Source organism: Brevibacterium sp. NPDC056726, from assembly GCF_042790515.1.
GTDB classification, from domain to species: Bacteria; Actinomycetota; Actinomycetes; order Actinomycetales; family Brevibacteriaceae; genus Brevibacterium; species Brevibacterium sanguinis.
Genome location: NZ_JBHTYZ010000006.1, coordinates 141,422 through 167,047, shown reverse-complemented (window position 1 = coordinate 167,047; position 25,626 = coordinate 141,422). Strand labels below are relative to the sequence as shown.

Annotated in this window: 18 protein-coding genes and 1 riboswitch; of the genes, 11 read left to right on the top strand and 7 right to left on the bottom strand. The window is 69.9% G+C overall.

What is annotated here, in order from left to right:
* Window positions 1–201: 201 nt before the first annotated feature.
* The 3 genes from ACFQ91_RS13790 to ACFQ91_RS13780 all read right to left on the bottom strand — a co-directional run bounded on the left by ACFQ91_RS13790 (window position 202) and on the right by ACFQ91_RS13780 (window position 4,762).
* On the bottom strand, window positions 202–603 hold the full coding sequence (locus ACFQ91_RS13790; RefSeq protein ID WP_140955347.1) for a hypothetical protein: 402 nt from the start codon (window positions 601–603) through the stop codon (window positions 202–204).
* 255 nt (window positions 604–858) lie between these two features.
* Window positions 859–2,688 (bottom strand): phosphomethylpyrimidine synthase ThiC, encoded by a 1,830-nt coding sequence (gene thiC, locus ACFQ91_RS13785; RefSeq protein ID WP_137827063.1) that lies wholly within the window; start codon window positions 2,686–2,688, stop codon window positions 859–861.
* A riboswitch (TPP riboswitch) is annotated at window positions 2,685–2,795 on the bottom strand. Its footprint overlaps the gene before it by 4 nt.
* 617 nt (window positions 2,796–3,412) lie before the next feature.
* Complete coding sequence (locus tag ACFQ91_RS13780; protein WP_137827064.1) at window positions 3,413–4,762, bottom strand: M18 family aminopeptidase; 1,350 nt, start codon at window positions 4,760–4,762, stop codon at window positions 3,413–3,415.
* A 245-nt stretch (window positions 4,763–5,007) separates the two neighbouring features.
* On the opposite strand from ACFQ91_RS13780, the gene ACFQ91_RS13775 reads away from it, so the two are divergent.
* Window positions 5,008–6,585 (top strand): DUF1684 domain-containing protein, encoded by a 1,578-nt coding sequence (locus tag ACFQ91_RS13775; protein ID WP_232623820.1) that lies wholly within the window; start codon window positions 5,008–5,010, stop codon window positions 6,583–6,585.
* A gap of 152 nt (window positions 6,586–6,737) precedes the next feature.
* Here ACFQ91_RS13775 and ACFQ91_RS13770 read toward each other — a convergent pair whose 3' ends face one another.
* A complete protein-coding gene (locus tag ACFQ91_RS13770; protein WP_137827009.1) occupies window positions 6,738–8,732 on the bottom strand; it encodes a M13 family metallopeptidase in 1,995 nt (664 codons plus the stop codon).
* A gap of 125 nt (window positions 8,733–8,857) precedes the next feature.
* Here ACFQ91_RS13770 and ACFQ91_RS13765 point away from each other — a divergent pair, with 125 nt between their 5' ends.
* Together ACFQ91_RS13765 and ACFQ91_RS13760 are read left to right on the top strand one after the other, a co-directional pair.
* The gene (locus ACFQ91_RS13765) at window positions 8,858–9,418 is read left to right on the top strand and encodes a low molecular weight protein-tyrosine-phosphatase (RefSeq protein ID WP_137827010.1); all 561 of its coding nucleotides are present in this window, start codon (window positions 8,858–8,860) and stop codon (window positions 9,416–9,418) included.
* An 89-nt stretch (window positions 9,419–9,507) separates the two neighbouring features.
* Window positions 9,508–10,152 (top strand): copper resistance protein CopC, encoded by a 645-nt coding sequence (locus ACFQ91_RS13760; RefSeq protein WP_137827011.1) that lies wholly within the window; start codon window positions 9,508–9,510, stop codon window positions 10,150–10,152.
* 234 nt (window positions 10,153–10,386) lie between these two features.
* Here the strand turns inward: ACFQ91_RS13760 and ACFQ91_RS13755 are convergent, their stop codons facing one another.
* Window positions 10,387–11,130, bottom strand: a complete 744-nt coding sequence (locus tag ACFQ91_RS13755) for a GPP34 family phosphoprotein (RefSeq protein WP_137827012.1) — start codon at window positions 11,128–11,130, stop codon at window positions 10,387–10,389.
* Window positions 11,131–11,419: 289 nt separating this feature from the next.
* Between ACFQ91_RS13755 and ACFQ91_RS13750 the strand changes: the two genes are divergently transcribed.
* Genes ACFQ91_RS13750 through ACFQ91_RS13735 form a run of 4 tightly spaced genes read left to right on the top strand, consistent with a single transcriptional unit; the run spans window position 11,420 to window position 15,770 of the window.
* Window positions 11,420–12,517, top strand: coding sequence for a glycosyltransferase (locus ACFQ91_RS13750; RefSeq protein WP_137827013.1), 1,098 nt, complete (start codon window positions 11,420–11,422; stop codon window positions 12,515–12,517).
* A complete protein-coding gene (locus ACFQ91_RS13745) occupies window positions 12,514–13,716 on the top strand; it encodes a glycosyltransferase (RefSeq protein ID WP_137827014.1) in 1,203 nt (400 codons plus the stop codon). Before ACFQ91_RS13750 ends, ACFQ91_RS13745 begins: the two co-directional genes overlap by 4 nt.
* Entirely contained in the window at window positions 13,713–14,843 is a 1,131-nt protein-coding gene (locus tag ACFQ91_RS13740) for a glycosyltransferase (protein ID WP_198500403.1), read from the top strand. Before ACFQ91_RS13745 ends, ACFQ91_RS13740 begins: the two co-directional genes overlap by 4 nt.
* A 3-nt stretch (window positions 14,844–14,846) precedes the next feature.
* Complete coding sequence (locus ACFQ91_RS13735; RefSeq protein WP_137826811.1) at window positions 14,847–15,770, top strand: galactosyltransferase-related protein; 924 nt, start codon at window positions 14,847–14,849, stop codon at window positions 15,768–15,770.
* A gap of 3 nt (window positions 15,771–15,773) precedes the next feature.
* On the opposite strand, the gene ACFQ91_RS13730 is transcribed toward ACFQ91_RS13735, so the two are convergent.
* Window positions 15,774–16,718: a LysR family transcriptional regulator gene (locus ACFQ91_RS13730; protein WP_198500404.1), complete on the bottom strand. Its 945-nt coding sequence runs from the start codon at window positions 16,716–16,718 to the stop codon at window positions 15,774–15,776.
* A gap of 77 nt (window positions 16,719–16,795) precedes the next feature.
* On the opposite strand from ACFQ91_RS13730, the gene ACFQ91_RS13725 reads away from it, so the two are divergent.
* The gene (locus tag ACFQ91_RS13725; RefSeq protein ID WP_198500405.1) at window positions 16,796–18,550 is read left to right on the top strand and encodes an FAD-binding protein; all 1,755 of its coding nucleotides are present in this window, start codon (window positions 16,796–16,798) and stop codon (window positions 18,548–18,550) included.
* 769 nt (window positions 18,551–19,319) lie between these two features.
* Here the strand turns inward: ACFQ91_RS13725 and ACFQ91_RS13720 are convergent.
* A complete protein-coding gene (locus ACFQ91_RS13720; protein ID WP_171007117.1) occupies window positions 19,320–20,246 on the bottom strand; it encodes an AraC family transcriptional regulator in 927 nt (308 codons plus the stop codon).
* Between the two features lie 382 nt (window positions 20,247–20,628).
* On the opposite strand from ACFQ91_RS13720, the gene ACFQ91_RS13715 reads away from it, so the two are divergent.
* From ACFQ91_RS13715 to ACFQ91_RS13705, 3 genes are read left to right on the top strand one after another with little or no spacing between them, the layout of a single operon-like run.
* Window positions 20,629–22,275 (top strand): bifunctional 3-(3-hydroxy-phenyl)propionate/3-hydroxycinnamic acid hydroxylase, encoded by a 1,647-nt coding sequence (locus tag ACFQ91_RS13715; RefSeq protein ID WP_137826815.1) that lies wholly within the window; start codon window positions 20,629–20,631, stop codon window positions 22,273–22,275.
* Entirely contained in the window at window positions 22,272–23,513 is a 1,242-nt protein-coding gene (locus ACFQ91_RS13710; protein WP_198500406.1) for a S9 family peptidase, read from the top strand. Before ACFQ91_RS13715 ends, ACFQ91_RS13710 begins: the two co-directional genes overlap by 4 nt.
* A gap of 55 nt (window positions 23,514–23,568) precedes the next feature.
* Complete coding sequence (locus ACFQ91_RS13705) at window positions 23,569–25,608, top strand: maleylacetate reductase and hydroxyquinol 1,2-dioxygenase domain-containing protein (RefSeq protein ID WP_332839540.1); 2,040 nt, start codon at window positions 23,569–23,571, stop codon at window positions 25,606–25,608.
* Window positions 25,609–25,626 lie beyond the last annotated feature (18 nt).

Here is a 25,626-nt window from a genome sequence, read left to right as displayed (position 1 = left end):
GCGGATAGCGGGTGGTGCACCACCCGCTATCCGCACTCCGCCGTGATCCACGATGCGGACGGCTGCTGGACACAGGCGGTCGGGGCGGGCGTCAGTGCGCGGACGCGCGTGGGCGAGGGCACGGGCGTGCGCGCGGGAGGTTGTGCGTGTCCATGGGTCGGTGTGTGCGGGGCGGTGTGTGCGGCCGCTCGCCAGCGCCGGTCAGTAGATCCATCCGGGGATGATCATCGCCGGCACTCCGTAGAAGCCGGTGTTGAACATCTCGATGATGAGGAAGTGGACGACGATCGTCGCACACAGGCAGATCACGAGAGTGAGCGCGCTGCGCAGCGCCCAGTGGACTCGCAGGGCGAGACCGATGACGGTGGCGAACGCGGCCCCGGAGACCCACCAGCCGAGCAGCACCGGGATGCAGAAGAGTGCGACGAAGACGGGCAGCGGAATGATCGACCCCGCGTTCCACCACGCCAGCGCGTAGATGCCCACGGTGATCAGCCCCGTCACGAGGACGATGAGGTACGGGGCGAACCAGTCGAACGACGCCCGGAACGAGGGCTCCGCTGACTGGTTCGGAGCATGCGGCGCGGCGGGCTGAGTGGACACAGAGCGACCCTACCAGCGGTGGACGAGCACCGACCCGAGAGTCCGGGAACGAGACGCTGCCCGGGACCACCTCGGCGAGGTGGGAACTTCGCTCCCAGCCCGGGAGCACCGCGGCGAGGTGGGGCACTCCGATCTCACCCCGGCAACCGCCTCGGCGGGGTGAGGCACGCCGACCCCACCCCGCCGACACCCGCTGACCGGACCCCAGCCCAGCCCGGACCTCAGTCCTGCCCGGACCTCAGCCCTGCCCGGACCTCAGCCCTGCCGCGGACCGATCGTCGGTTCGGGCAGATAGACCTCACCGCCGGCGGCGAGGAACTCCCGGCTCTTGGCCTGCATGCCGGCGATCGCGGCCTGCGCCTCGGCGCTGCCGTACGTGTCGCGGATGTCCTGGGAGATGCGCATCGAGCAGAACTTCGGCCCGCACATCGAGCAGAAGTGCGCGGTCTTCGCCGGTTCCGCCGGCAGCGTCTCGTCGTGGAAGGACTCGGCGGTCTCCGGGTCGAGGCCGAGCGCGAACTGGTCGCGCCAGCGGAACTCGAACCGCGCCTTCGACAGCGCATCGTCCCGGGCCGTCGCCCCCGGGTGGCCCTTCGCGACGTCCGCGGCGTGGGCGGCGATCTTGTACGTGATCACCCCCGTCTTGACGTCGTCGAGGTCGGGCAGTCCCAGGTGCTCCTTCGGGGTGACGTAGCAGAGCATCGCCGTGCCGTACCGGGCGATCTCCGTCGCCCCGATCGCCGAGGTGATGTGGTCGTAGCCGGGCGCGATGTCCGTGACGAGCGGACCCAGGGTGTAGAAGGGGGCGCCGTCGCAGAGCTCCTGCTGGCGCTCGACGTTCTCCCGCACGAGATGGAGCGGAATGTGGCCGGGGCCCTCGACCATGACCTGGACGTCGTGCTCCCATGCCCGCTTCGTCAGCTCGGCGAGGGTGTCGAGTTCGGCGAACTGGGCGGCGTCGTTGGCGTCGGCGATCGAGCCGGGGCGCAGCCCGTCGCCGAGGGAGAACGCGACATCGTAGGCCGCGAAGATCTCACAGAGCTCGTCGAAGTGCGTGTAGAGGAAGTTCTCCTCATGGTGGGCCAGGCACCATCCGGCCATGATCGACCCGCCGCGGGAGACCATTCCGGTCACGCGGTCGGCGGTGAGCGGGACGTAGCGCAGCAGCACACCGGCGTGGACGGTCATGTAGTCGACGCCCTGCTCGCACTGTTCGATGACGGTGTCGCGGTAGATCTCCCAGGTCAGCGCCTCGGCGTCGCCGTCGACCTTCTCAAGCGCCTGGTAGATCGGCACGGTGCCGATGGGGATGGGGGAGTTGCGGATGATCCACTCGCGGGTGGTGTGGATGTCGTTGCCCGTCGAGAGGTCCATGAGGGTGTCGGCACCCCACTTCGCGGCCCACTGGAGCTTCTGCACCTCCTCGGCGATCGAGCTCGTCACCGCCGAGTTGCCGATGTTCGCGTTGATCTTGACGAGGAACGCCTTGCCGATGATCATCGGCTCGGATTCGGGGTGGTTGATGTTCGCGGGGATGATCGCGCGCCCGGCAGCGACCTCGGAGCGGACGAGTTCGACGTCGCACTGCTCGCGGATCGCGATGTAGCGCATCTCGGGGGTGATGATGCCCTGCCGGGCGTAGTGCATCTGCGTGACGGTGCGTCCGGGCTTCGCGCGCCGAGGCGTCCGGTCGGGCCCCTGCCACTGCTGGGAGGGTGCGCCGCGGCGGACGGCTGCCCGCCCGTCGTCCTCGATGAGGTGGCCGCGGGCCGCGTAGTCCTCGGTGTCGTCGCGGTCGGCGATCCACTCCGCGCGGTGCGGGGGCAGGCCCTGTTCGGGGACGGCGCCGGGCCCGACGGTGCGGTAGACGTGGACCGGCTCGTTGGGGCGGCCGTTCGTGTCGTCGAGGTCGATGCGGGTGACGGGCACGCGGATGCCGTGCTCACGGTCCTCGACCCAGGCCAGGGAATGGGTGGGGTACTGCTCGAGAGCGAAACCCGCGGGGGTGCTCGCGGAGTTCTCGGCCGGTGCCGTCGGGCGCGGGGCAACGGTGGGACGGGTGGTTTCTGGGGTGGGCGCAGTCATCTGCGATCCTCTCTTCCTCCGCCGGTATCAACCGGATCAGGTTCAACGGTCTCGAGCGGTCTCAGCTCGATCTCAGCCCTCTTCCGAAGGCCCCCGTGGGGTCACACAACGACTATCACGGTGTGGGCGCCGCCACAAAATCACCCGCGGCAGGTGTTCACTGCGCGAGACGGTGGACGCGCGGTCGCCCGATTTGGTGCCTCAGTTTCAGCGTGCCCAAGTGGACGCGCCCCAGTGGGTGTGCCCCGGTGGACGGGCTCCTGCCGACGTGCCTCGGTGGACGTGCCCAGCGGACGCGCCCTGGGGGAAGTACCCCAGTGGGCTCGCCTCGGATTCCTGCGCACGCTGGACGCCTGCGGCATCGTGCCTGCAGGCCTGCTTCCACGCGCATTGTGCGTGCGCGCCCCGCTCGCTGCGTCATCGTGCGTGCAGCATCGCGCCTCGGCGGACGCACTCCCGCGACTTCGCTGACGGGGTGTCTGCGGGCGTGCGCCGGTGCTCGTCCTCGGGGTGCTCGTTCAACGGCGAGCGTGAATATCGCCGCCTCGGCGAATCTGCCGGCGCTCGTTCAACACGGAGCGTGAATATCGCGTCTTTGGGGACGCGATATTCACGCTTCGTGTTGAGTGAGACTCAGGGGTGAGTGAGGCTCAGGGGTGAACGAGGCGCTGCGTTGAACGAGCAAGCGCTCGCCCCCTGTGTCGGCTCCCGCAGGCGCGGCGCCTCACGCCCCCTGGAGGAACGTTTTCGCGACCGCGCCGAGCGCGACGACGTCGCTGATCGCGCACATCTCCCGCGCCGAGTGCATCGAGTAGAGCGCCGGTCCCACATCGACCGTCGTCATGCCCATGCGGGTGGCCGTCAGCGGTCCGATCGTCGACCCGCACGGCACCGAGTTGTTCGAGACGAAGTCCTGGTACTCGACCCCGGCGGCTGCACAGGCGCGGGCCCACGTCGCCGTGCCGACGGCATCGGTGGCATACCGCTGCTGGGCGTTGAGTTTGAGCAGGGGCCCCGCACCCAGGCGCGGACGCACGTGCGGATCGTGGCGTTCGGGGTAGTTCGGGTGGGCGGCGTGTCCGGCGTCGGAGGACACGCACACCGAGGCGGCCAGTGCGGCGAGGTAGTCACTGCGGTTCGCCTCGGGGAAGAGGGCGGCGACGATCCGCTCGGTGACGTCGGAGAGGAACGGCCCGCTCGCGCCCGAGCGCGAGTTCGACCCCACCTCCTCATGGTCGAACCCGGCGAACAGGGCCACCGCATCGAGCGCCTCGGCGTCGAGGGACGTCATCGCGGTCACCCCGGCGTGGACGGAGAGGAGGTTGTCGAGTCTCGGGGAGGCGAAGAACTCGTCCGCGGCGCCGAAGAGCGCGGGCTCCTGCGCGGGGATCGTGTAGACGTCGTGGCCGACGATGAGTTCGGGGTCGACGCCGGCGGAGGCGGCGAGGATCTCGAGGACATCGGCCTCGGCGAGGTCGGCGAGACCGACGATCGGGGTCGTGTGCCGCTGCTTGTCGAGGGTGAGGCCCTCGTTGACCTGCCGGTCGAGATGGATCGCGAGCTGCGGGATGCGTGCGATCGCCGGCGTGTGCGCGAGGACGACGCTGCCGTCGGCGAGGCTGAGGCGCCCGGCGAGGGCGAGCTCCCGATCGAGCCACGAGTTGAGCAGCGGCCCGCCGTAGATCTCGACACCGAACTGGCGCACGCCTTCGGCGACGAACTCGTCACCGGGCTTGAGTTTGAACGCCGGCGAATCGGTGTGGGAGCCGAAGACCCGGAACGGGGGCACCGCCGAGGCGGTCGACCCGTTCGCGGTCGAATCGGCTTCCGCTGCGTCAATCCGCCCTGTCGGGGCCATCCAGGCGATGATCGCGCCGTCGCGGATGACGTAGTACCCGTGGCCGACCTCAAGGGTCCACGGCTGACGTTCGTCGAGTCGGGTGAACCCGGCGGCGTCGAAGCGCTCGGCCGCTGCGGCAGTGGCATGATAGGAGCTGGGAGAGGCCGTGACGAAAGCGGAGAGGTCGGCTGCGACCTGCGCGTTTGCTGTCTGATCCGTGGATGGAGTGCTCATCTGAACAGCCTATCCTTTGGGGTAGCTTCGACCACAGGGGCCGAAGCGCCAGCGGTCGCCCGAAGCGGACGATCAGCGGTCGTCCGACGTGGATGGTCAGCGGTCTCCCGCACCGGGCGGGCCGGCGGTCGTCCGACATGGACGGTCAGCGGTCGTCCGAACCGGGCGGGCCGGCGGTCGCCGAACGTCGACGGCCGGCGCGGACGAGCGTGCAACGACGAGTGAGAATGCGAGGAGTGTTCGACGTGAACCAATTCGTGGCCGAGTGGAATACGTGGCGGGACTCGCGGAACTCCTCGTTGGCGACGCCCTTCGGGTGGCTCAGCGTCGTCGGGCTCCACTGGCTCGACGAGGAGTCGACGTGGCCGGGAGCGCCGGGAACGTTCACCGTCGACGACGACGGCTGGGTCACCCTCGCGCTCGATCCCGGCACGAAGGCCGGCCCTGCGGCCGCGACCTTCGATCTGCTCAGTGCCCCCACCGAGGCGGCTCCCACCTCCCACGACCTCACCGACACCGGCCCCGGCACCAGGCCCGAGGCAGGCACCGATCCCCGTTCAGGCACCGACGCGGAATGGGAGTCCGGGTCGACGCGCACGGCCGTCCGCCTCGGCGCCGATGACATTCCGCTGCCGGAGTCTCCCCAGGTCAGGGTCGAGGACAACGGGTTCAGCGCGAAGCTGCCGACCGGCGGGTCGCTCGACTGGTTCACTGTCGGCCATGTCCTCTATGAGCTCATCGAACGCGGCGGTCGCCTCGGTGTGCGCATCCGCGACTCGAAGTCGCCGCTGCTCGCGAAGTTCGTCGAGGTCCCCGTCTTCGATCCGAACCGGGACTTCGTCTTCCTCGCCCGCTTCACCCCCTTCGACGAACCCGAGATCCGGCCGGTCGCCTCGGCGCAGGAGAACCTCACGCTCGAGACGATGCTCGTCGGCACCGTCACCTTTACCACGCCCGCCGGGGAGGTGTCGCTCGTGGCCTCGGGGTGCCCGGCGACGGGACTCCAGCTCGACTTCCACGATGAGACGAACGGGCGGTCGACGGCGGCGTGGCGGACCCTTGACCTCGGCATTCCCAACGCCGACGGGTCGCTCGTCGTCGACTTCAACCGTGCGGTCAACTACCCGTTCGCGTTCTCCGCGTTCGCAACCTGCCCGGCCCCGGTCGCCGGCAACGACGTGCCGTTCGCCGTCACCGCCGGTGAGCGCCGGCCCCCGTTCTTCTACTCAGAGGCCGGCATCAACGTGCCGTTCCTCTTCTACTCGTGGTGGGACGAGGACAGCGCCCGCGTGACCCGGCCGTGGTACGACCGGTTCGGGCTCGACATGACGATCCTCAACCCGAACGAGAACGATGAGGAGCAGTCCCTCGTCGGCTTCGACGGGGTCGCGATGTCCGGCGGCGACGTCACGCCGCTGACCCGGAAGGCCAGGTCGCGGCTCGTCAAGGTCGCCACCGACGCGCTGACCTCGCGCCTGCCGGTCATCGGGATCGGGGCGTACGCGGAGTTCCTCGTCACCGCCCAGCGGGAGCTGCGCGAACAGCAGGGATACGCCGAGGCGGCCCCGGAGATCCCCGCCCCCACGCCGGGTCGCCTGCAGATCGTCATGAACTCCGAACTCGATCCGCGGGCCGTCGGCCTCGACGTCGTCCACACGGATCCGACGGGTCTCATCGTCGCCGAGGTCGACCTCGAGCTGCCGCTCGAATCACGGTTCGCCGAGCTCGAGGAGTTCGCTGCCGCGCTGCGGGCGGGCTCGCCGATCGCCAGCTGGCAGGAGTTCGACTACCGGGTCGTCACGATGATCCGCCGCCACCGATGATCCGCCGCCACCGCTGAGCCGCGCGCGGGCCGGTGACCTCCGAGTCGGCCGGTGAACCTCGCATCGGCCGGCACGACCCCAGCAACACGAAGGGCGCTCAGCCACCCGGTGCAGGGTGGCTGAGCGCCCTCGAGGCTGCTGAGACCGGCCGCCTACCAGATGCTCACGCGCTGCTCGGGCGCGAGGTACATGCCGTCGGACTCCTCGACGCCGAACGTGTCGTGGAAGACCGTCATGTTCTTCACGACCTGGTTGCAGCGGAACTCCTCCGGCGAATGCGGGTCGATGCTCAGGCGGCGGATGCGCTCCTCGGTGCGCATCTTCGCCCGCCACGCCTTGGCCCACGCGGTGAAGAACGAGGCGGCCTCCTCCGGCGAGGGGGCGCGACCGAGTTCGAGTTCGAGGGCCTTCCACCCGATCGACAGACCGCCGAGGTCACCGATGTTCTCACCGACCGTGAGCGCGCCGTTGACGTGCTGTGAGGCCTCGAGCCCCGCGGGCACGAGCGCATCGTACTGGTCGATGAGCGCTGTCGTCCGCTCCTCGAAGCGCTCGCGGTCCTCGGCCGTCCACCAGTCGACGAGGTTGCCGTCGCCGTCGTAGCGCGAGCCCTGATCGTCGAAGCCGTGGCCGATCTCGTGGCCGATGACCGCGCCGATCGCCCCGAAGTTCGCCGCGACGTCACCGTCGGCGTCGAAGAACGGCGGCTGGAGGATCGCGGCGGGGAAGACGATCTCGTTCATCACCGGATGGTAGTACGCGTTGACCGTCTGCGGCGTCATCAGCCACTCGGTGCGGTCGATCTCCTTGCCGATGCGCCCCACCTGGCGGGCGTGCTCGGCGCGGGCGGCCCGCCGGACGTTGCCGACGAGGTCACCGGCGTCGACCGTCGCGGGGTAGTCGCGCCACACCTCGGGGTAGCCGACCTTCGGGGTGAACTTCGAGAGCTTGACGAGCGCGCGCTGCTTCGTCTCCTCGCTCATCCAGTCGAGCTCGGTGATCGACTTCTCGTACGCCTTGATGAGCATGGCGACGAGGTGGTCGATCGCCTCCTTCGCCGCCGGCGGGAACTCGGCGGCGACGTAGAGCTTGCCGACCGCCTCGCCGAGGAGGGACTCGACGAGCCCGACCCCGCGCTTCCAGCGCTCCCGGAGGGCAGGCGTGCCGGAAAGGGTGCGGGAGTTGAAGTCGAAGTCCTCCTCGACGATCTCGTCGGTGAGCAGCGCGGCGTTCGCCGAGAGCACCGACCAGCGCAGCCACGTCTTCAGGGTGTCGAGGTCGGTCTCAGCCCACACCGTGACCATGCCCTCGACGTACGAGGGCTGACCGATGATGACGGTCTCGAGCTCGCCGTCGGCATCGGCGGTCAGGGCGGACAGCCACGCATCGAAATCGAAACCCGGGCCGATCTCGCGCAGCTGGTCGACCGTGTACTTGTTGTAGGTCTTCTCCGCATCGCGCGTGGCCACTCGGTCCCAGTGGTGGCGGGCGAGTTCGGTCTCGAAGGCCATGATCTTCGCGGCCACCTCGGCGTCGGAGAGCCCTGCCGCGGTCCCGAGCCCGCCGAGCGCGGACATCTTCTGCACGTGCGCGAGGAACTTCGCGCGCACCTCGGCGAAGTCGTCGTTGAAGTAGTAGTCCTCATCGGGCAGGGAGATCCCGGCCTGGACGAGGTAGAGGGCGTAAATGTCGGAATCCTTCGCATCCGCGGTGACGTACCCGCCGAGCAGACCGCCGATGCCCTCGGTCTCGAGTCGGCCGAGGAGGTTCGCGAGCTCCGACTTCGATTCGGCGGCGTCGATCGCGGCGAACGTCGACTCGAGCGGGGTGACGCCGAGGCTGTTGATCCGCTCAAGGTCCATGAACGAGGTGAAGAGGTCGGCGACCTTCTGGCCTTCGGTGTCCGGCTCCTGCGGGGTGTCGGAGACGGACTCGATGATCTCGCGGACCTTCGTCTCCGCGGTGTCGAAGAGCTCGCGCATGGCACCGTCGCCTGCGCGATCGTCGGGGATGGTGAAGCTGTCGATCCAGCCGCCGTTGGTGTGGCGGAAGAGGTCGTCCTGCGGGCGGACGGAGCTCAGTTCGGCTGAGGCGGCGGCGTCCGAGGGCTCCGGATCGGCCGGTGCATTCGCAGTTTGTGATGTCATGGTGCAACAGTATCGTGACCGACGATGGGCATGGGCTGAGAAGTTCGCCGCGGGCCCGAGACCGCGGTGCCGTGGCGTCCGCGGGGCGATTGCGCCCATCGTGCCCGCTGAGAAGGAGGAGAAGTATGACCGCACCGTCCGTGGTGTTCGTGTGCACCGGGAACATCTGCCGCTCCGTGACCGCCGAACGCGTGCTCGAGCATCATCTCGAGGCCACCGGCGCCGAGGCGGTCGTCGACTCCGCCGGGATCAGCGACGAGGAGGACGGCAACCCGATCGATCCGCGGCAGGCGCGGGTGCTCGCGGCCGCCGGCTACCGCACCGACGACCACGTGGCCCGGCAGATCACGCCCGAGTGGCTGGCCGACCGGGACCTCGCCGTGGCGATGACCGCCCGCCATTATCGGGCGCTCGCAGCGATGATCGCCGACCTGCCCGCCGAGGTGCGTCCGGAGCTGCGGATGCTCCGCGAATTCGATCCGGAGGCCGGTGACGGACCCCGCCGAGGCGGCACCGGGGCCTCCCACGGAACCGGGCACCGCCTCGGCGAGGTGCCGGCTCCCGACGTCGCCGATCCGTGGTACGGGGGTCAATTGCAGGATTTCGAAGAAACTCTTGAGACAATGGAGAGGTCAGTGCCGGGAATCGCCGATCACCTGCACGCCAAGGCCGCGGAAACTCGGTGATCCCGCCGAGGGCCGCAGCGATGGTCCGATACTCCGACCGACCATGCGGTCGCCCACAAACCATGGCAAACGTTGAAGGAGAAACACGTATGACTCGCACACAGAGGTCTGCTCTCAGGCTCGTCTTCGCCGCGCTCGTCGTCGCCGCCATGAGCGTCTTCGCGGCCTCCCCGGCCAGTGCACACGACCAGCTGATCTCGACGAACCCCGAGGACGGGGCACAGCTCGACGAGCAGCCCAAGTGGCTCGAGATGGATTTCTCCGGTGAGATCCAGCAGGTCGGCACCGAGGTCAAGGTCATGGTCGACGGCACCGACGTCTCCGCAGGCGAGCTGACCACCGAAGGCAAGAAGCTGACCGTGGCGCTGCCCGACAACCTCAAGCCCGGGGCGTACAACGTCGTGTGGCGTGTCGTGTCCTCCGACGGCCACCCGATCTCCGGCGACTACTCCTTCACGATCGGCGACGCCGAGGGCGCCGGCGGCTCCGTCGAGCAGACGACGCAGGCCGGCCTCGGCGGCGCAGTCGTCGACAACCCCTCGGAGACCCCTGAGGAGCGCGGTCAGATCGGCGAATCGACGAGCGCTGACTCGGGCATGTCGATGCCGATGATCATCCTGCTCGCCGTCGGAGCGCTCGCGATCATCGTCATCGTCGTCCTCCTCATGCGCCGCAAGGCCCAGGGTCTGCCCGGCACGAAGAACGACGGAAACGGCACCGGCTCGGGTCAGTGAGCTGAGCCCGCCGCACCGCAGTTCCCCGGACGCATCGTCCGGGGAACTGCTGCATTCACCGGCAGATCCACCCGCAGCTCTTCCCTCGCCGAGGCGGCGGAACGGTCGTCGATCAAGGCGCAGTGCGGATAGCGGGCCGTGCACCGCCCGCTATCCGCACTCCGCCGTGATCCACGATGCGGACGGCGGTCGGACACTGGTGGCCGGTGCGCCGGATGGGTGGGGACGCGGGGTTCAGAGTCCGATCTGGGCGGCGATGCGGGTGCGGCGCTCGCCGCCGGCGATGACCTTCTCCCGTCGCGCCTCCCCGGATTCGGCCGCTGCCCTCCTGGCGGTCACCTCGGCGACGTCGAGGACGGCCTTGACCGAGGGAGTCGCCCATCCGGCCATCGCGATCTGCTGGACGTGCCCGGCGATCGCCGAGTTCCACGGTAGGGACGCCGACAGTTCGGGGAGCACCCCGGCGGCAGAGAGCAGTGCGATGATCGTGCCCGTGCGCGCATCCGGGCGCACGCGTCCCTCCATCACCGCCGCCAGCGTTTCGCACAGCTGCTCCTCGGGCTCGGGATCGACGACCCGCCACGACATCGTCGGGATGATGAAGAGGAACTTCGCGGTGTGCTGGGTGAGGATCCCGTGGTTGGAAAGCCGCACGAGGAGCACATCGTCGAGCCGCGGCAGCAGGACCGGGAGCACGTCGGCAAGCGGCCTAGCGTCCTGGCCGAGGAGCGCGATGACGTTGACGAACATCGGATCGTGGGGGCGCGGCACCTCGGTGGCGCGGATGAGCGGCGCATGCGGCTTCTCACCGGGGAGGACTTCGATGAACCCGGCCTCGATCATGTCGACGAGGAGACCGCCGGTGAGCACGCACTCGAGCGCCGGGGAGAGCTCCGGGATCTGCCCGCTCGGCGGCAGCAGGAGAAGCATGAGGTCCTCGGAGATGAGGAGGTCTGGGCGGGGCGATTCGGCAGTCATGGGCTCATCCTTGTCCGGAACGTCCCCGAAGCCGCGACGCGCCTTCCGCTGGGACACATTCCCTTGTCAGGCAGTGTAGCCCTCCGGCGTCGGAGAGTCAGTCGTCAGTCGCCACACGGAGGGCCTGACAGGACTCTTGCCGCCGACTTGTTTACTGTGTAAGGTGAAATTTCGTCCGGGTGGGATCAGAAATCCGGCAAATGCCGCATACCGCGATTACCTCATTTCATGACAGCGGTCAGTGCTGTCGTCTGCGACGAGTCCGAACCAGCGAAGGAGTGTCATTGTCATGCGCGCGATGAAAGTGCTCTCCATTCCCCACCGGCACCCGTACGTCGAGGCGATCACTGAGCACGCGGCGGTCACTCTGGTCCCTGCACCCCTTCCGGGCGGCGCCGATGCGCCTGCCGGGTACGCGCAATTCGATATGGACAATTGGATTTCCGGACAATTCGAGACATTCGATATCGTCCATGTGCATTTCGGATTCGAATTGGTTCCGCACGCAGTCCTGCGTCGCTTCGTCGACGACCTGCGCCGCCACGAGGTCCCGCTGCTCGTCACCGTTCACGACCTCGACAACCCCCAACTGCTGCCGGCCGGCCAGGCCGAATTCCATCGCCGCCTGGAGCTCCTCGTGCGCAGCGCAGCGCGCATCATCACGCTCACCCCCGGGGCGCAGGCGGAGATCGCCGACCGCTGGCACCTCGACGCCGAGGTCATCGCCCATCCGCCTCTGGGCAGTGGTCTGCCTGCGGGCAGAGAGGATGTCGGTAGTGATCGGGTCGGCACACCGGCGAGCGCGCCCGCGCGATTCGCGGTCGGAGTGCTCGTCAAGGATGCGCGGCCGAGTGTCGACCTCGACGGGATCGCCGCACTCGCACGGACGCTGCACCAAGATGACGAACTCCGGGAGGCCACGAGCCTCACAGTGCTCAGGCGGCCGGTGGTGCGCCAGGGCAGGGAGGCCGAGGTCGCGCGCCTGGCAGCTGTGCTCGCGGAGACGGGAATGCCTGCCCCGGTGGTCGCCGAGCGGATGAGCGACAGTGAGCTCGAACAGTGGCTGGCAGACCTCGACTGCCTCGTCCTTCCCTACAGTCACGGCACGCATTCGGGTCTGCTCGAACTCGCGAACGACCTCGGCACCATGGTGCTCCACTCACCCATCGGGCACCTGTCCGAGCAGCGGCCGGGGCAGAACATCTCCGTCGACTTCCACGACCGGTCCGCATTGACCGGCGCGCTGCGTCGGGCGGCGGAGCGACCGCCTCTGCGCCCGATCGCACCGGCAGCGCACCGCGCGGCGCTGGCCCGGGTGAGGAGCGCGCACACAGAGATCTACCGGGCCCTGGCGGCGATGAGCACAGCGGGGAGGGCAGGCGCATGAGGATCCTCGTCATCGCCGACTACCGGTACCCGCTGCGCGAACCGCTGCGAGGCGGACTGGAGACGCACGTGTGGACCCTCGTGCGCGAGCTCGAACGGCGCGGACACCACGTCACCCTTGCCGCGAAGTCCGGTTCCGACTTCCTGGAGAACTCGCCGCCGGAGCTCATCTATGACGACCTCGCCTGGCCTCCGGGCGCCCGCCGCAGCGACTCGTCGCTGCCGCGGGAGATCGAGGACCATCAGCGCGCCTCCCTCGAGGCGGTCATCGACTACCTCGCCGCCCATCCGACGCAGTTCGACGTTGTCCACAACCACGCCGTGAGTGCGCTGCCGCTGTCGCGCGCGGCCGCGCTCGACGTTCCCGTGTTCACCACGCTGCACACGCCCCCGCGCCTCGACCTCGTCAACACGATCGACCCCGCGCAGCGCGGCCGCGTCTTCACCGTCTCCGGCTACGCACAGGAGTCCTGGGCGAATGCCGGAGTCGACACCACGGTCGTGATGAACGGCGCCGATGCGACGGTCTGGCCGCTCGGTCCCGGCGGTGACCGCCTCTGCTGGTTCGGACGACTCGTCCCCGAGAAGTACCCGCATGTCGCAGTCGACGTCGCCAACCGCCTCGGCGCGAGACTCACGCTCATGGGGCCGGTCGGCGACCCGGACTACTTCGCCGACTACGTCGCACCGGCGATCGCCCGCTCGCACGGGCGGGTCGACTACCTCGGCTGCCTGAGTCAGCGGGAAACGGCGCACATCGTGGGAGGGAGCGCGGCTACATTGGTCACGCCGATGTGGAACGAGCCCTTCGGCCAGGTCGTCATCGAATCCCTGTTCTGCGGCACTCCCGTCGTCGCCCTCGATCGGGGAGCCTTCGGCAAGCTCTACCGCTCGGTGCCCGGGGTGACTCTCGTGCCGACGGCGATGTCGGACGACGAGCAGCTCGCGGCGATGGCCTCAGCCGCCCACGACGGTCTCCGGGCCGGGGGCGAGCGAGCAGGGATCGCCGCCCGGCGTCGCCTCCGGGACTACGCGGTATCTCACTTCAGCGTCAGCTCCGTCGCCGACACCCTGCTCGGGCACTTCGCCGCAGCGATCCGTGATCCCGAGCGGTTCGGGACCGTCTGGGAAGGGCGTGCGCCGGTCGATGAGGATGCCGTGGCCGCCACGACCTATGCCCGCACCGGAGCGGCCGGATGATCGGCTGGTACGTCCACCATCATGGGCACGGTCATCTGCGGCGGATGATCGCGGTGCTGCCGCATCTCGACGATGACGTCATCGTCTTCTCCTCACTGCCGCGGCCATCCGCTCTGCCGACGCCGCGATCGGGGAGCGTCACCTGGGTGCAGCTCGAGCCGGACACCGCGCCGGGAGTCGACCCCGCCGATCCCACCGCCGGCGGCAGTCTGCACTGGGTCCCGACGAACATCACGGGGCACGCGCAGAGACTGGCGACGATCGCCGGCTATGCCCCCGAGCTGACGGCCATGGTCGTCGACGTGTCGTGTGAGGTCGCGATGCTCTCGCGCCTCCTCGGCCTGCGGGTCGTCGTGGTCGCGCAGGCCGGAGAGCGCACCGACGTCGCACATCGGCGGTGCTTCGAACTCGCCGAGGCGATCATCGTGCCGCTGCCGGCTCCCACCGTGAGGACGGGTCAGGCGTATGCGGCGGCCGTTCCCCACGCCTTTCGGTTCTCGGCCACGACACGATTCACCGGCGGGATCTCAGCGACCCGACCGGTCCCGAGCGAGGGCGCGAGAGCGGGCTGTCTTCTCCTCGGCTCGCGCGGCGGCTCGACCCTCGACGGGGATGCGTTCGCGGCGCTGCGAGCGGGCAGTCGTCACTCGTGGTCTGCGGTCGGGCTCGACGATGCGACGTGGACCGCTGACATCCTTCCGCGGCTGCGAGCCGCGCGCGTGGTGCTCAGCAATGCAGGTCTCGGCGCGATCGCCGACGTGATGAGCGCCCGCACTCCGGCGATCTTCGTGCCCCAGACGCGCCCGTTCGGCGAACAGGACGCCAACGGTGTGCTGCTGCGAACGCTGGGGTTCCCCGTCCTCGCCGGCAGCGACGTCGGTCCGGATCTCGATGATGTGCTCGCCGAGGCGGCCGACCGTGAATTCCCCTGGGAGGCATGGCAGATCGGCGGGGCTGCGGAACGCGCGGCCGAGGTCATCGACGGAGTGTCCCAGCCCCCGACACGGGTCGCTGGGGGAGCGGGACGCTCGCTCGCCGCCCCGTCGGCTGCCTCACCGACCGGTCCGTCCACCCCGCCATCGACACCGACGCCCACCCCGACCGCCGCCTCGGTGCCGGGTGACTGACCTATGCCGCAACCGCGCACGGTGATCGTCAGCCTCGCCTCCCCGGACCGGTTCGCCCGCATCCGCCGCCAGCACGAGGCTCTGATCGGCTTCCACTCAGAGCGCTTCGACGCCGGCACCCTCGCGCACGTCGTGAGCGTCTTCCCGTCACAGCGATCGGGCAGCGACGACAGTGTGGGGCGCGCCGGCGACGGGCTGCCGGGCATCGACCTGCCGGGCATCGACCTGCCGCCGACCGTCGACACCGTCCGCGTCGAATCCGCCACGGGTCGGGCCCCGCTGGCGGCTGCGCGCAATGCCGGTGCCCGCCGGGCCGCCGACCTCGGCGCGAGTCTGCTCGTCTTCCTCGACGCCGACTGCGTGCCCGGCCCCCGACTGCTGCTGCGTTACGAAGCGGCGACCGTGCCGGATCGCCTTCTCCTCGGGCCCGTCACCTACCTGACCGCGGAGGAGACGGCCGCCCTCGACGACGCCGTCGCGATCACCCCGCACCCCCATCCGGCACGCCCGGACCCGGCCGACGGTGAGGTCATCGACGTCGCCTCCGACGCGCCCCCGGACCCACAGGACCCGTATGCGCTCTTCTGGTCGCTGTCGTTCGCCTGCCGGCCCGAGCTCTACGCCCGCCTCGGCGGATTCCACGAGGGCTACGCGGGATACGGGGCAGAGGACACCGATTTCGGCTTCACCGCCCGACGTCACGGCATCGGGCTGCGCTGGGTGGGCGGTGCTCACGCGTTCCACCAGTTCCACCCCGTGAGCTCCCCGCCGATCGAACACGTCGCCGACATCGTCGCCAACGCCCGCGTCTTCCATTCCCGCTGGGGTCGCTGGCCGATGGAGTCATGGCTCGAGCGGTTCCGCGCCGCCGGCCTGGTCACCTACGACGCCGGTGTGGGCTGGCAGGTCGTGTCGGTCGGCGCCTGAGGCTCAGCCGCCCGGCAGCAGTCGGACGTAGGGGGCGAGGCCGGTGCCCTCGGCGGCGAGGCGGCCGGCCGTGTCGAGGATCGTCGTCTCCATCGCCGAGGCGGCGGCCGTGGCCCGCACATCCGCGCGGGAGGCGAGGCTGACGGTGCGCGAGAGGTGCGGATCGGTCAGCCGGATCGAGCGCAGGCGCGGACGGTCGACGAGGACCATCGCGGGGACGATCGCGAGCCCGAGGCCGCGTTCGACGAAGCGGAGGACCGCGTCCATCTCGGCTCCCTCGACGACGACGCTCGGGTCGAGGCCCGCGGCGTCGAAGGCCGCCGAGGTGGCCTCCCGGAGGTCGTACCCGTGATGGAAGACGACCTGGGGACGGTCGGCCACCTCGGCGAGAGTGATGCTGTCACCCACGGATTCCCAGTGGTCGGCCGAGGTGATGACGACGAGGTCCTCGCGGAGGACCTCCTGGGTGTGCAGGCGCGGGGTGAGCGCGCTGAGGTCGACGGTGCGGGTGATGAGGGCGAGGTCGAGCTGCCCCTGGCCGAGCGCCTCGACGAGCTCGCGCGAACCCTTCTCCATGACCTCGAGCTCGATGCCGGGGTGGTCGGCGTGGAAGCGGCTGAGCGCCTCGGCGACGAGGCTCACGCACAGCGTCGGGGTCGCGCCGAGGCGGACCCGGCCCTTGCGCAGACCGGCGAGTTCGTCCATGTCACGGCGGATCGCCTCGGCGTCGGCGAGCATTCTCCGGGCGGTCGGGAGGAGGGACTCACCGGCCGCGGTCAGGGTGATGTGACCGCGGGCGCGGTGGAAGAGCTCGGCGCCGAGCTCCTTCTCCAGCGTCGAGATCTGCCGGGACAGGGACGGCTGTGCGAGGTGGAGGGCCGCGGCGGCCTTCGTGAAGTGACCGGTCTCGGCGACCTCGACGAAGCTGGCGAGCTGTTCGAGATTCATGACTATAGTCTATCGCTATCGTCATGAGTCAAACAATGCATTGGACGTATCGTGTAGGCAAACCTAACGTGGAAGGCATGAGTACAGCACAGGGCAATGCCCGGATCAGGGAACACTCACTGTCGACCTCGGTGCTCGTCATCGGCACCGGCGGATCGGGTCTGCGCGCGGCCATCGAGGTCGCCGAGGCCGGCGTCGACGTCATCGCCGTGGGCAAGCGGCCGAAGGACGACGCACACACCTCGCTCGCGGCCGGCGGCATCAACGCCGCGCTCGCGACGATGGACCCCGAGGACAGCTGGCAGCAGCACGCCGCCGACACGATCAAGGAATCCTACGACCTCGCGAATCCGCGCACCGTCGAGATCGTCACCCAGGGCGCCGAGCAGGGCATCGCCGACCTCGAGCGCTACGGCATGAACTTCGCGAAGGAGGACGACGGGCGGATCTCGCAGCGCTTCTTCGGCGCGCACACGTGGCGGCGCACCGCCTTCGCCGGTGACTACACCGGCCTGGAGATCCAGCGCGCGCTCATCCACCGGACCGAGGAGCTCGACATCCCGGTCCTCGACACCGTCTACATCACGAAGCTGCTCACCGCCGACGGCCGGATCTTCGGCGCCTACGGCTTCGACCTCGTCGACGGCACCCGGTACCGGATCCACGCCGACGCCGTCATCCTCGCCGCCGGCGGGCACAACCGGATCTGGCGCCGCACGTCCTCGCGCCGGGATGAGAACACCGGCGACTCGTTCCGCCTCGCCGTCGACGCCGGCGGTCGCCTGCGCGACGCCGAGCTCGTCCAGTTCCACCCCTCGGGCATCATCGAACCCGAGAACGCGGCAGGTACGCTCGTCTCCGAGGCCGCCCGCGGTGAGGGCGGCATCCTCCGCAACGCCCTCGGCGAGCGGTTCATGGAGCGCTACGATCCCGAGCGGATGGAGCTCTCGACCCGTGACCGCGTCGCGCTCGCCGCGTACACCGAGATCGCCGAGGGCCGCGGCACGGCCAACGGCGGCGTGTGGCTCGACGTCTCCCACCTGCCGCGGGAGACGATCATGTCCCGCCTGCCGCGGGTCTACCAGACGCTCATGGAGACGCAGATGCTCGACATCACCAAGGAGCCGATCGAGATCGCGCCGACCGCGCACTACTCGATGGGCGGGGTGTGGGTCGATCCCGTCGACCACAGCACCGACGTCGAGGGCCTGTGGGCGATCGGCGAGGCCTCGTCCGGGCTGCACGGGGCCAACCGCCTCGGCGGCAATTCCCTCATCGAGCTCCTCGTCTTCGGGCGCATCGTCGGGCAGTCGGCGATCGCGTACTCCGATGGTCTGACCGCTCAGGTGCGGTCGCCGGAATCGCTCGCCGAGGCGCGCGCTGAGATCGATGATCTCCTCGCCTCCGACGGGGCGGAGAACGTCCGGGCGCTCCAGCGCGAGGTCCGCAACCTCATGACCGAGCATGCCGGCGTCGTCCGCGACGAGGCGGGTCTGCTCGCCGGGCTGGAGAAGCTCACGGCGATCGAGGCGCGGATGGCCGACGTCGGCATCCATCCCGACATCGCCGGATTCTCCGACCTCGCGCACGCCTTCGACCTCAAGTCGTCCGTGCTCGCGGCCCGGGCCACCCTCGAGTCCGCGCTCGAGCGGCGCGAGACCCGCGGCGCCCACAACCGCAGCGACTACCCCGACCTCGATCCGGCGATGCGGGTCAACCTCGTGTGGTCGCCGTCGACGGGTGTCGTGCGCGAGGAGATCCCGGCCGTCGACCCCGAGGTCGCCGAGCTCATGGGCGGGGAGATCAGCCAGGAGGGCAAGCTCGTCGAATGAGGGTGAGTGGGCCGAATCCGGGGCCGGGCCGAGTCCGACCGGGAAGGGCCGAGTGAGCTGAGTTGGGCCGCCTGCATGAGGTGTTCGTGCGGGCGGCCCCGCCGTTCTGAGGAAGATTCATGGCGGCCACCTGGATTGTGTGGAAGGTTCATGGCGGTCGCCCGGGTTGTGCGGAAGGTTCATGGTGGAATCGGCGCTGAGATCGCCATGGCGGCGGCGCACAATCACCGTGGATGTGGCGCAGACCCTCGCCTGCCGGAGCCGCAGACTCCGCGATCAGCCCCACTCGCTCGGTATGACCCTCCGCCCCAACCCCGCTCCGCAACCAGCGCGCCGGTTCAGCCCACGCGCTGGGCACGACCCTCAAGCCCAACACCGCCCCGTGGCCTCGACAGGATTCTGCGGAAGGTTCATGGCGGCCACCTGGATTGTGCGGAAGGTTCATGGTGGAATCGGGCCTGAGATCGCCATGGAGGCGGCGCACACTCACCGTGGATGTGGCGCAGACCCTCGCCTGCCGGAGCCGCAGACCCCGCAGACCCCGCAGACCACCCCCACTCGCCGGTCACGACCCTCCAGCCCAACACCGCCCCGCAACCAGCGCGCCGGTTCAGCCCACGCGCTGGGCAAGACCGTCCAGCCCGACACCGCCCCGTGGCCCCGCCGTTCTGCGGAAGGTTCATGGCGGAATCAAGCCTGAGATCGCCATGGCGGCGGCGCAGAATCACCGTGGATGCGGCGCAGACCCACCGCGTGGCCGCGAGCCCCCTCAGCGCATCGCGCGGGTCTGCGAGGGACGCTCGCCGAAGAGCCGGGCGTAGGCCGCGGCGAAGCGCGACGGGTGGGAGAAGCCCCAGCGGAAGGCGATGTCGCTGATCGCGGTGTCGCTGCCGAGGATGTCGGTCCGCGCGGCGTGCAGGCGCTCCTTCTGCACGTGGGCAAGAGGTGAGACGCCGAGCTGCTCGCGGAACGCCCGCTGCAGGGTGCGCACGCTCAGCCCGGCCGCCTCGGCGATCCCGGTCACGGTGAGCGGTTCGCCGAGGTGGTCGGCGATGTGATCGAGGGCGAGGCGGACCCGCTTCGTCGTCGCTGGGCCCGCGGGGTGAGCGTCCATCGTCTCGGGTTCGCCGGCACCGAGGTCGGGGTGGCCGAGGACGAGCTGGGTGAGCAGCATGTCCTCGAGGGACTTCGTCATCAGCGGAGACATATCGGCTCCGGCCCGTCCCTCGGAGACGAGTCCCTCGAGGGTGCCCAGCCACGCGCCGAACCCGGCGCCCAGCCGGAAGGTGTGGGTGCGGAATCGTGGCGCTGCGGGCGCTGCGCGCCCGAGCAGGGTCTCGGCATGGGCGCGCAGCACCGCGGCGTCGACGCGCAGATGGAGCTGATCGTAGTCGGGCCGCAGATTCATGCGCACCCGTGCGCCGGGGACGAGGATCGCCGCACTGGCAGCCGGCGTCACCGCGACCGATTCGGATCCGATGTCGACGCGCGCCCCACCGCGGCGGGCGATGAGGAAGCCGAGGTAGTCCTCGTGCTCGGGCACATCGACGTCGACCTCCGTGCCGAGGGAGAACTGGACGAAGCGCAGGCGCTCAAGATCGAGCTTCCAGACTTCGGGTTCGAACGCGCGCTGATCCACGCCCAGCAGCCGATGCGGGCTGAGCGAGCGACCGACGTCGCGCTCGAATTCGTCCACGCCTCCAGGCTTCGTCACCCCGGTCATGGTGCCAGATCCTACCTGCGATCCCTGATCAGACGGTGACGGCGACCGAAGAGTGACCCCGCGCAGCGGCGTCGGCCACCGGCGCGGAGGAGCCGCCGCTGCGATTCGTGTCGCGAATCGGCCAGAGGTGTCGCAGATCGTGTCGAAGCGGGCGCGCGGGCTTCCTATCGTGATGGCACGGTTCGATCCTCAGCGGTCGGCAGCGCAGCCGCGGCAGTTACGGCAGCGCAGCTGCGGCAGCCGCGCCGCAGCCGCTGCAGCCGCGGCAGCCACACCGCCCGTCGACGTTCCGGCGTCGCGTTCGCCGACCGGCCCGGCACGGATCGAACACCCTCTCAGTCACGAAGGAGTGCACATGAGTACCACCGCCCACACCGATTCCGCCGCCGAGACCACGTACGACGTCGCCGTCGTCGGATACGGCCCCTCGGGACTCGTCCTCGCCTCGGCGCTGGGCCGACGCGGCCACCGCGTCATCGTCGTCGAACGCTGGAAGACCCTCTACGGACTCCCGCGGCTCAACCACATCGACGGCGAGGTCGCCCGCATCATCCAGAACGTCGGTGACATCGACGTCGCGCTCAAGGGCGCCGAACCGGCCGACGAGTACGTCTGGCGCAACGGCGAGGACCACAAGCTGCTCACCGTCGACTGGTCGGGCGAGTCCTCGGGCTACGCGGCCCACTACACGATGTACCAGCCCGACATCGAGGACGCGATCGACGCCGACATCAAGACCCGCGACAACGTCGACGTCCTCCAGGGCTGGAAGGCCATCGACCTGAGCCAGGACGCCGACGGGGTCACCCTGCGGGTGCGCCAGTGGGACAGGCACGATCCCGAGCAGTGGGATCACGGCGAGGACGACCGGGTGATCCGGGCGAAGTACATCGTCGGCGCCGACGGGGCCAACAGCTTCGTGCGCACGAGTCTCGGCATCGAGCGCGACGACCTCGAATCCGATGATGTGTGGCTCAACCTTGACACCGAGAAGCTGCGCGACCTGCCGGAACGCTACTCGACGAGCACGCAGTACTGCGACCCCATCCGCCCGAACATGTCGATGCCGATCGGCGCCACGCGCCAGCGCTTCGAAGTCGCCATCCTCCCCGGTGAGAGCCAGGAGGAGGCCGCGACCGAGGAGTACGCGTGGCGCTGGTTCCGGGAACGGCACAACCTGGGCCCTGAGGATGTGCGCATCCTCCGCCAGATCGTCTATATCTTCTCCGCCCGCACCGCGGTCCGGTGGCGCGACGGCCGCGCCTTCCTCATCGGCGACGCCGCCCACACCATGCCGCCCTACATGGGTCAGGGTGCGTGCTCGGGCATGCGCGACGGCCTCACCCTGGCATGGAAGCTCGACCTCGTCCTCCGCGGGCACGCCGACGACGCCTTCCTCGACACCTACGAGACCGAGCGCCGACCCCACGTCGCGGCGATCCAGGCCGGCAGCGTCGCCCTCGGCGACATCGCGAACACCCTCGACGTCGAGGTCGCCCGTGCCCGCGACGAGGCGTTCTTCGCCGGCGAGGAGCTCGACGCGCCTGCGTTCCCGATCCTCGAGGCCGGTTACCTCGCCGGCGGTGAGCAGCCGCACGCCGGGACGCTGACCCCGCAGGGTGAGATCGAGAAGGACGGCCGCACCGCGCTCTTCGACGACATCATCGGCAACCCGCTCAACCTCGTCACCGTGGGCGATCCCGCCTCGGTGCTCTCGGCGGAGCAGTTCGATCGCCTCGCCGAGGTGGGGGTCGCCGTGGTCTCCCTGACCCCGGGCACACCGTGGTCGGTGACCGATGTGGCCGGCACGTACCGTGACTTCTTCGCCTCCATCGACGCCGAGGCGTACATCGCGCGCCCCGACTTCGTCGTCTTCGGCACCGGGTCGATGGCCGAGGTGCCTGACCTCGTCGAGGACATGCTCGCCCAGCTGCGAACCGACGCGACCGCGTCCGCGAGTGCGGCGACAGAGGAGCGGGCCGACACCGAGGCGGTGGCGTGACGGACGACGAGCACCGAGGCGGTGGCGGCGTGACGGTCGACCACCGCCGAGGCGGTGGCGGCGTCGACGACCAGCGCAAGGAACTCGCCGCGCACTGGCGAGCGATGCCCGCGCAGCGCCTCCTCGACGGCGGCATGGTCCACGGCGACGTCCTCCGACTCGAGGCCGCGACCGATGCCCTCACGCCGTGGGATGATGCCGCCGAGCACCTCGGCGAGGCACAGCTCGCACGTGCCGAGGCTGCCGCGAGCGCAGGACATGACCGGACGGCGATCGAGGCGTATCGCGCGGCCGTCGCGGACTTCCTCTTCGCCCAGATGCCGCTGCCCGACGGGCCGCGGAAGACCGCCCTCTACCTCCGGGCGCGGGAGGCCCTGGCAGCGATCGCGGCGATCCCGGGGTCGGGACTCAGCCGCGTCGAGGTGCCCTTCGGCGCCGGGGCCCGCGATTCCGGCTCGGATGCGGCTCGGCCAGGCAGCACCGGCACCCTCGTCGGATGGCTGCTCTCACCCGCGAACCCGCGCGCGAGCGTCATCGTCTTCGGCGGGCAGAGCGGGTGGGGTGCGACGTACCTGCGGATGGCCGACGCGCTCGCGGCCCGCGGCATCGCCACCCTCATGGCGGAGGGGCCGGGACAGGGCGAGAGCAGGATCGTCTCGGGCATCAACCTCGACGTCGACGTCGCCGCCGCGTTCAGCGCGTTCGTCGATGCCCTCCTCGACCGGCCCGAGCTGGCCGGCAGACCGGTCGGGATCTGGGGCAACAGCCTCGGCGGGACCTTCGCCGCCCTCACCGCCGTCGCCGATCACCGGATCACCGCCACCGTCGTCAACGGCGGATTCGCCCGACCCCGCCTCCTGCCGTTCCACACCTTCCGCGCGCAGGCGGCGGCCATGCTCGGCACCGCCGACGAGGCCGCGCTCGAGGCGAACTTCGCCCGGCTCGCGTTCGACGTAGCGACCGACCGGGTGGCCGGGGGCATCCTCGTCGTCCACGGGGGCGCCGACCCGATCGTCGACCGTGACGATCAGACCCCGTTCCTCGCCGCCGCAGAGGACGCGACGCTGCTCGAATGGCCCGGCGGCGACCACACGATCTACAACGACAGCGAAGCCCGCACCGCCGCCGTCGCCGACTGGCTCGCCGACCGCCTCGGTGCCGGTGATGCCACCGCAGCCGCGGACCACCCATCCGCAGCGGCTGCCTCGTCCACCTCGCCGCCTCCCCACGACCCCTGACCACCCGGACCATCCCCACGGCCCTATGACCCCGACCACCCCAGAGGAGAACCCCATGTCCACGACTGCCGCCCCGACCCTTCCCGCCACCGGCTTCAGCCACGCGAGCGCCGCCCAGCGCGTGCACTTCGGCACCGGCGACGGGCGACAGCTCCTCGCCGAGGAGGTCGCGCGGATCAACGCGAACCGGATTCTGTTCGTCGGCACTGAGTCAGCGCAGGCCAGGGCGGCAGGCATCCTCGGCGATCTCACCCCTGCTGCGACGTTCGCCGAGGTGGTCCAGCACGTGCCAGTCGAGACGGCCGAGGCCGCGCGGGCCCTGGCGACCTCGAGCGGTGCCGACCTCGTCGTGTGCGTCGGCGGAGGATCGGCGACCGGGGTCGGCAAGGCGATCGCCCTGACCCATCGGGTGCCGGTCATCGCGATCCCGACGACGCTCGCGGGATCGGAGGCCACCGACATGTGGGGCCTGACCGAGGCGGGCGAGAAGGTCACGGGGGTCGATCCCGTGGTCCTGCCCGAAGCCGTCATCTACGACACCGATCTCATCGCCGAGGCGCCCAGGGACCTGCTCGTCGCCTCGGCGCTCAACGGCGTCGCGCACTGCGTCGACGCGCTGTGGGCACCGCGGGCCGACCCGATCAACGCGGCCACGGCGACGACCGGGCTGACCGCGTTCGCCCGGGGTCTCGAGCCCTTGGCCGCCCCGAGCTCTGAGGGGTCGGCCGAATCCGGGCCCGTGACATCAGCCGTCGCCCTCGACCTCGCCTTCGCCGCCTACGAGGCGGGAGTGGCGTTCTCCTCCGCCGGGTCGGGCCTGCACCACAAGATCTGCCACATCCTCGGCGGGTCGTTCGGGATGCCGCATGCCCAGACCCACGCCGTCATCCTGCCCTACGTCGTCGCCGTCAACGGCCCCTTCGACACGGCGGCGATGGACCGCATCGCCGACGCTCTCGGGGTCGAGGACGGACTCGTCGGGCTCGTCGACCTCAGGGACCGCCTCGGCGGACCGACGTCGCTGAGCGAACTCGGGTTCGCTGCCGAGGACATCGCCCGGGCCGCCGAACTCTGCACGGCCGCGGTGCCGCCGTCGAACCCGCGCACGGTCGCTCTCGACGCGATGACGGCCCTGCTCACGGCGGCGGTCGAGGGACGGGATCCCGCCGAGCTGCGGGCACAGCTGTCACCGGAAGCCGGCGACGCCGCGGCGCAGGCCGAGGTCGAGCGCGACGTCGTCGACCGGGTGGTCCGCTCGTTCGACGAAGCCCCCGATCCTCGGCTCAAGCGGGTGCTGCAGTCGCTGACGACGCACGTGCACGACTTCATCCGCGACGTCCGCCTCACGGAGGAGGAGTGGCAGGCGGCGATCGACTTCCTCACCCGCGCCGGGGACATCACGACCGATGTCCGGCAGGAGTTCGTCCTCCTCTCCGATGTCTTCGGCGCCTCGATGCAGACGATCGCGGTGAACAATCCGGCGGTCGGTGAGGCCACCGAGGCGACGGTGTTCGGTCCGTTCTTCGTCAACGATGCGCCGCTGATCGAACTCGGCGAGGACATGTCCGGCGGCGCCCACGGTGAGGCGTGCTGGGTCGAGGGACGCGTCACCGATGTCGACGGCAACCCCCTGGCCGGGGCCCGGATCGAGGTGTGGGAGGCCGACGACGACGGATTCTACGACGTCCAGTACGACGACGGCCGGGTGGCTGGGCGTGCGCACCTCTTCACCGACGACGATGGGAACTACCGGTTCTGGGCGGTCAAGCCGACGCCGTACCCGATTCCCAGCGACGGGCCGGTCGGCGCCATGCTCGACGCCGTCGGGCGCTCGCCCTACCGTGCCGCGCACCTGCACTTCATGGTCACCCACGATGATGCGCGCACCCTGGTCACCCACATCTTCGTCACCGGGGATGAGCTGCTCGGCTCCGACTCGGTGTTCGGGGTCAAGGACTCGCTCGTCAAGGACTTCAACGCGCACTCCGGTGACGAACCGACGCCCGACGGCCGTGACCTCGACGGTCAGCCCTGGCACGACGTGCGCTTCGACATCGTCCTCGCCCCACCGAAGGATGGAACGCCAGCTGTGTGAGGCTGATTGAGGGCGGGG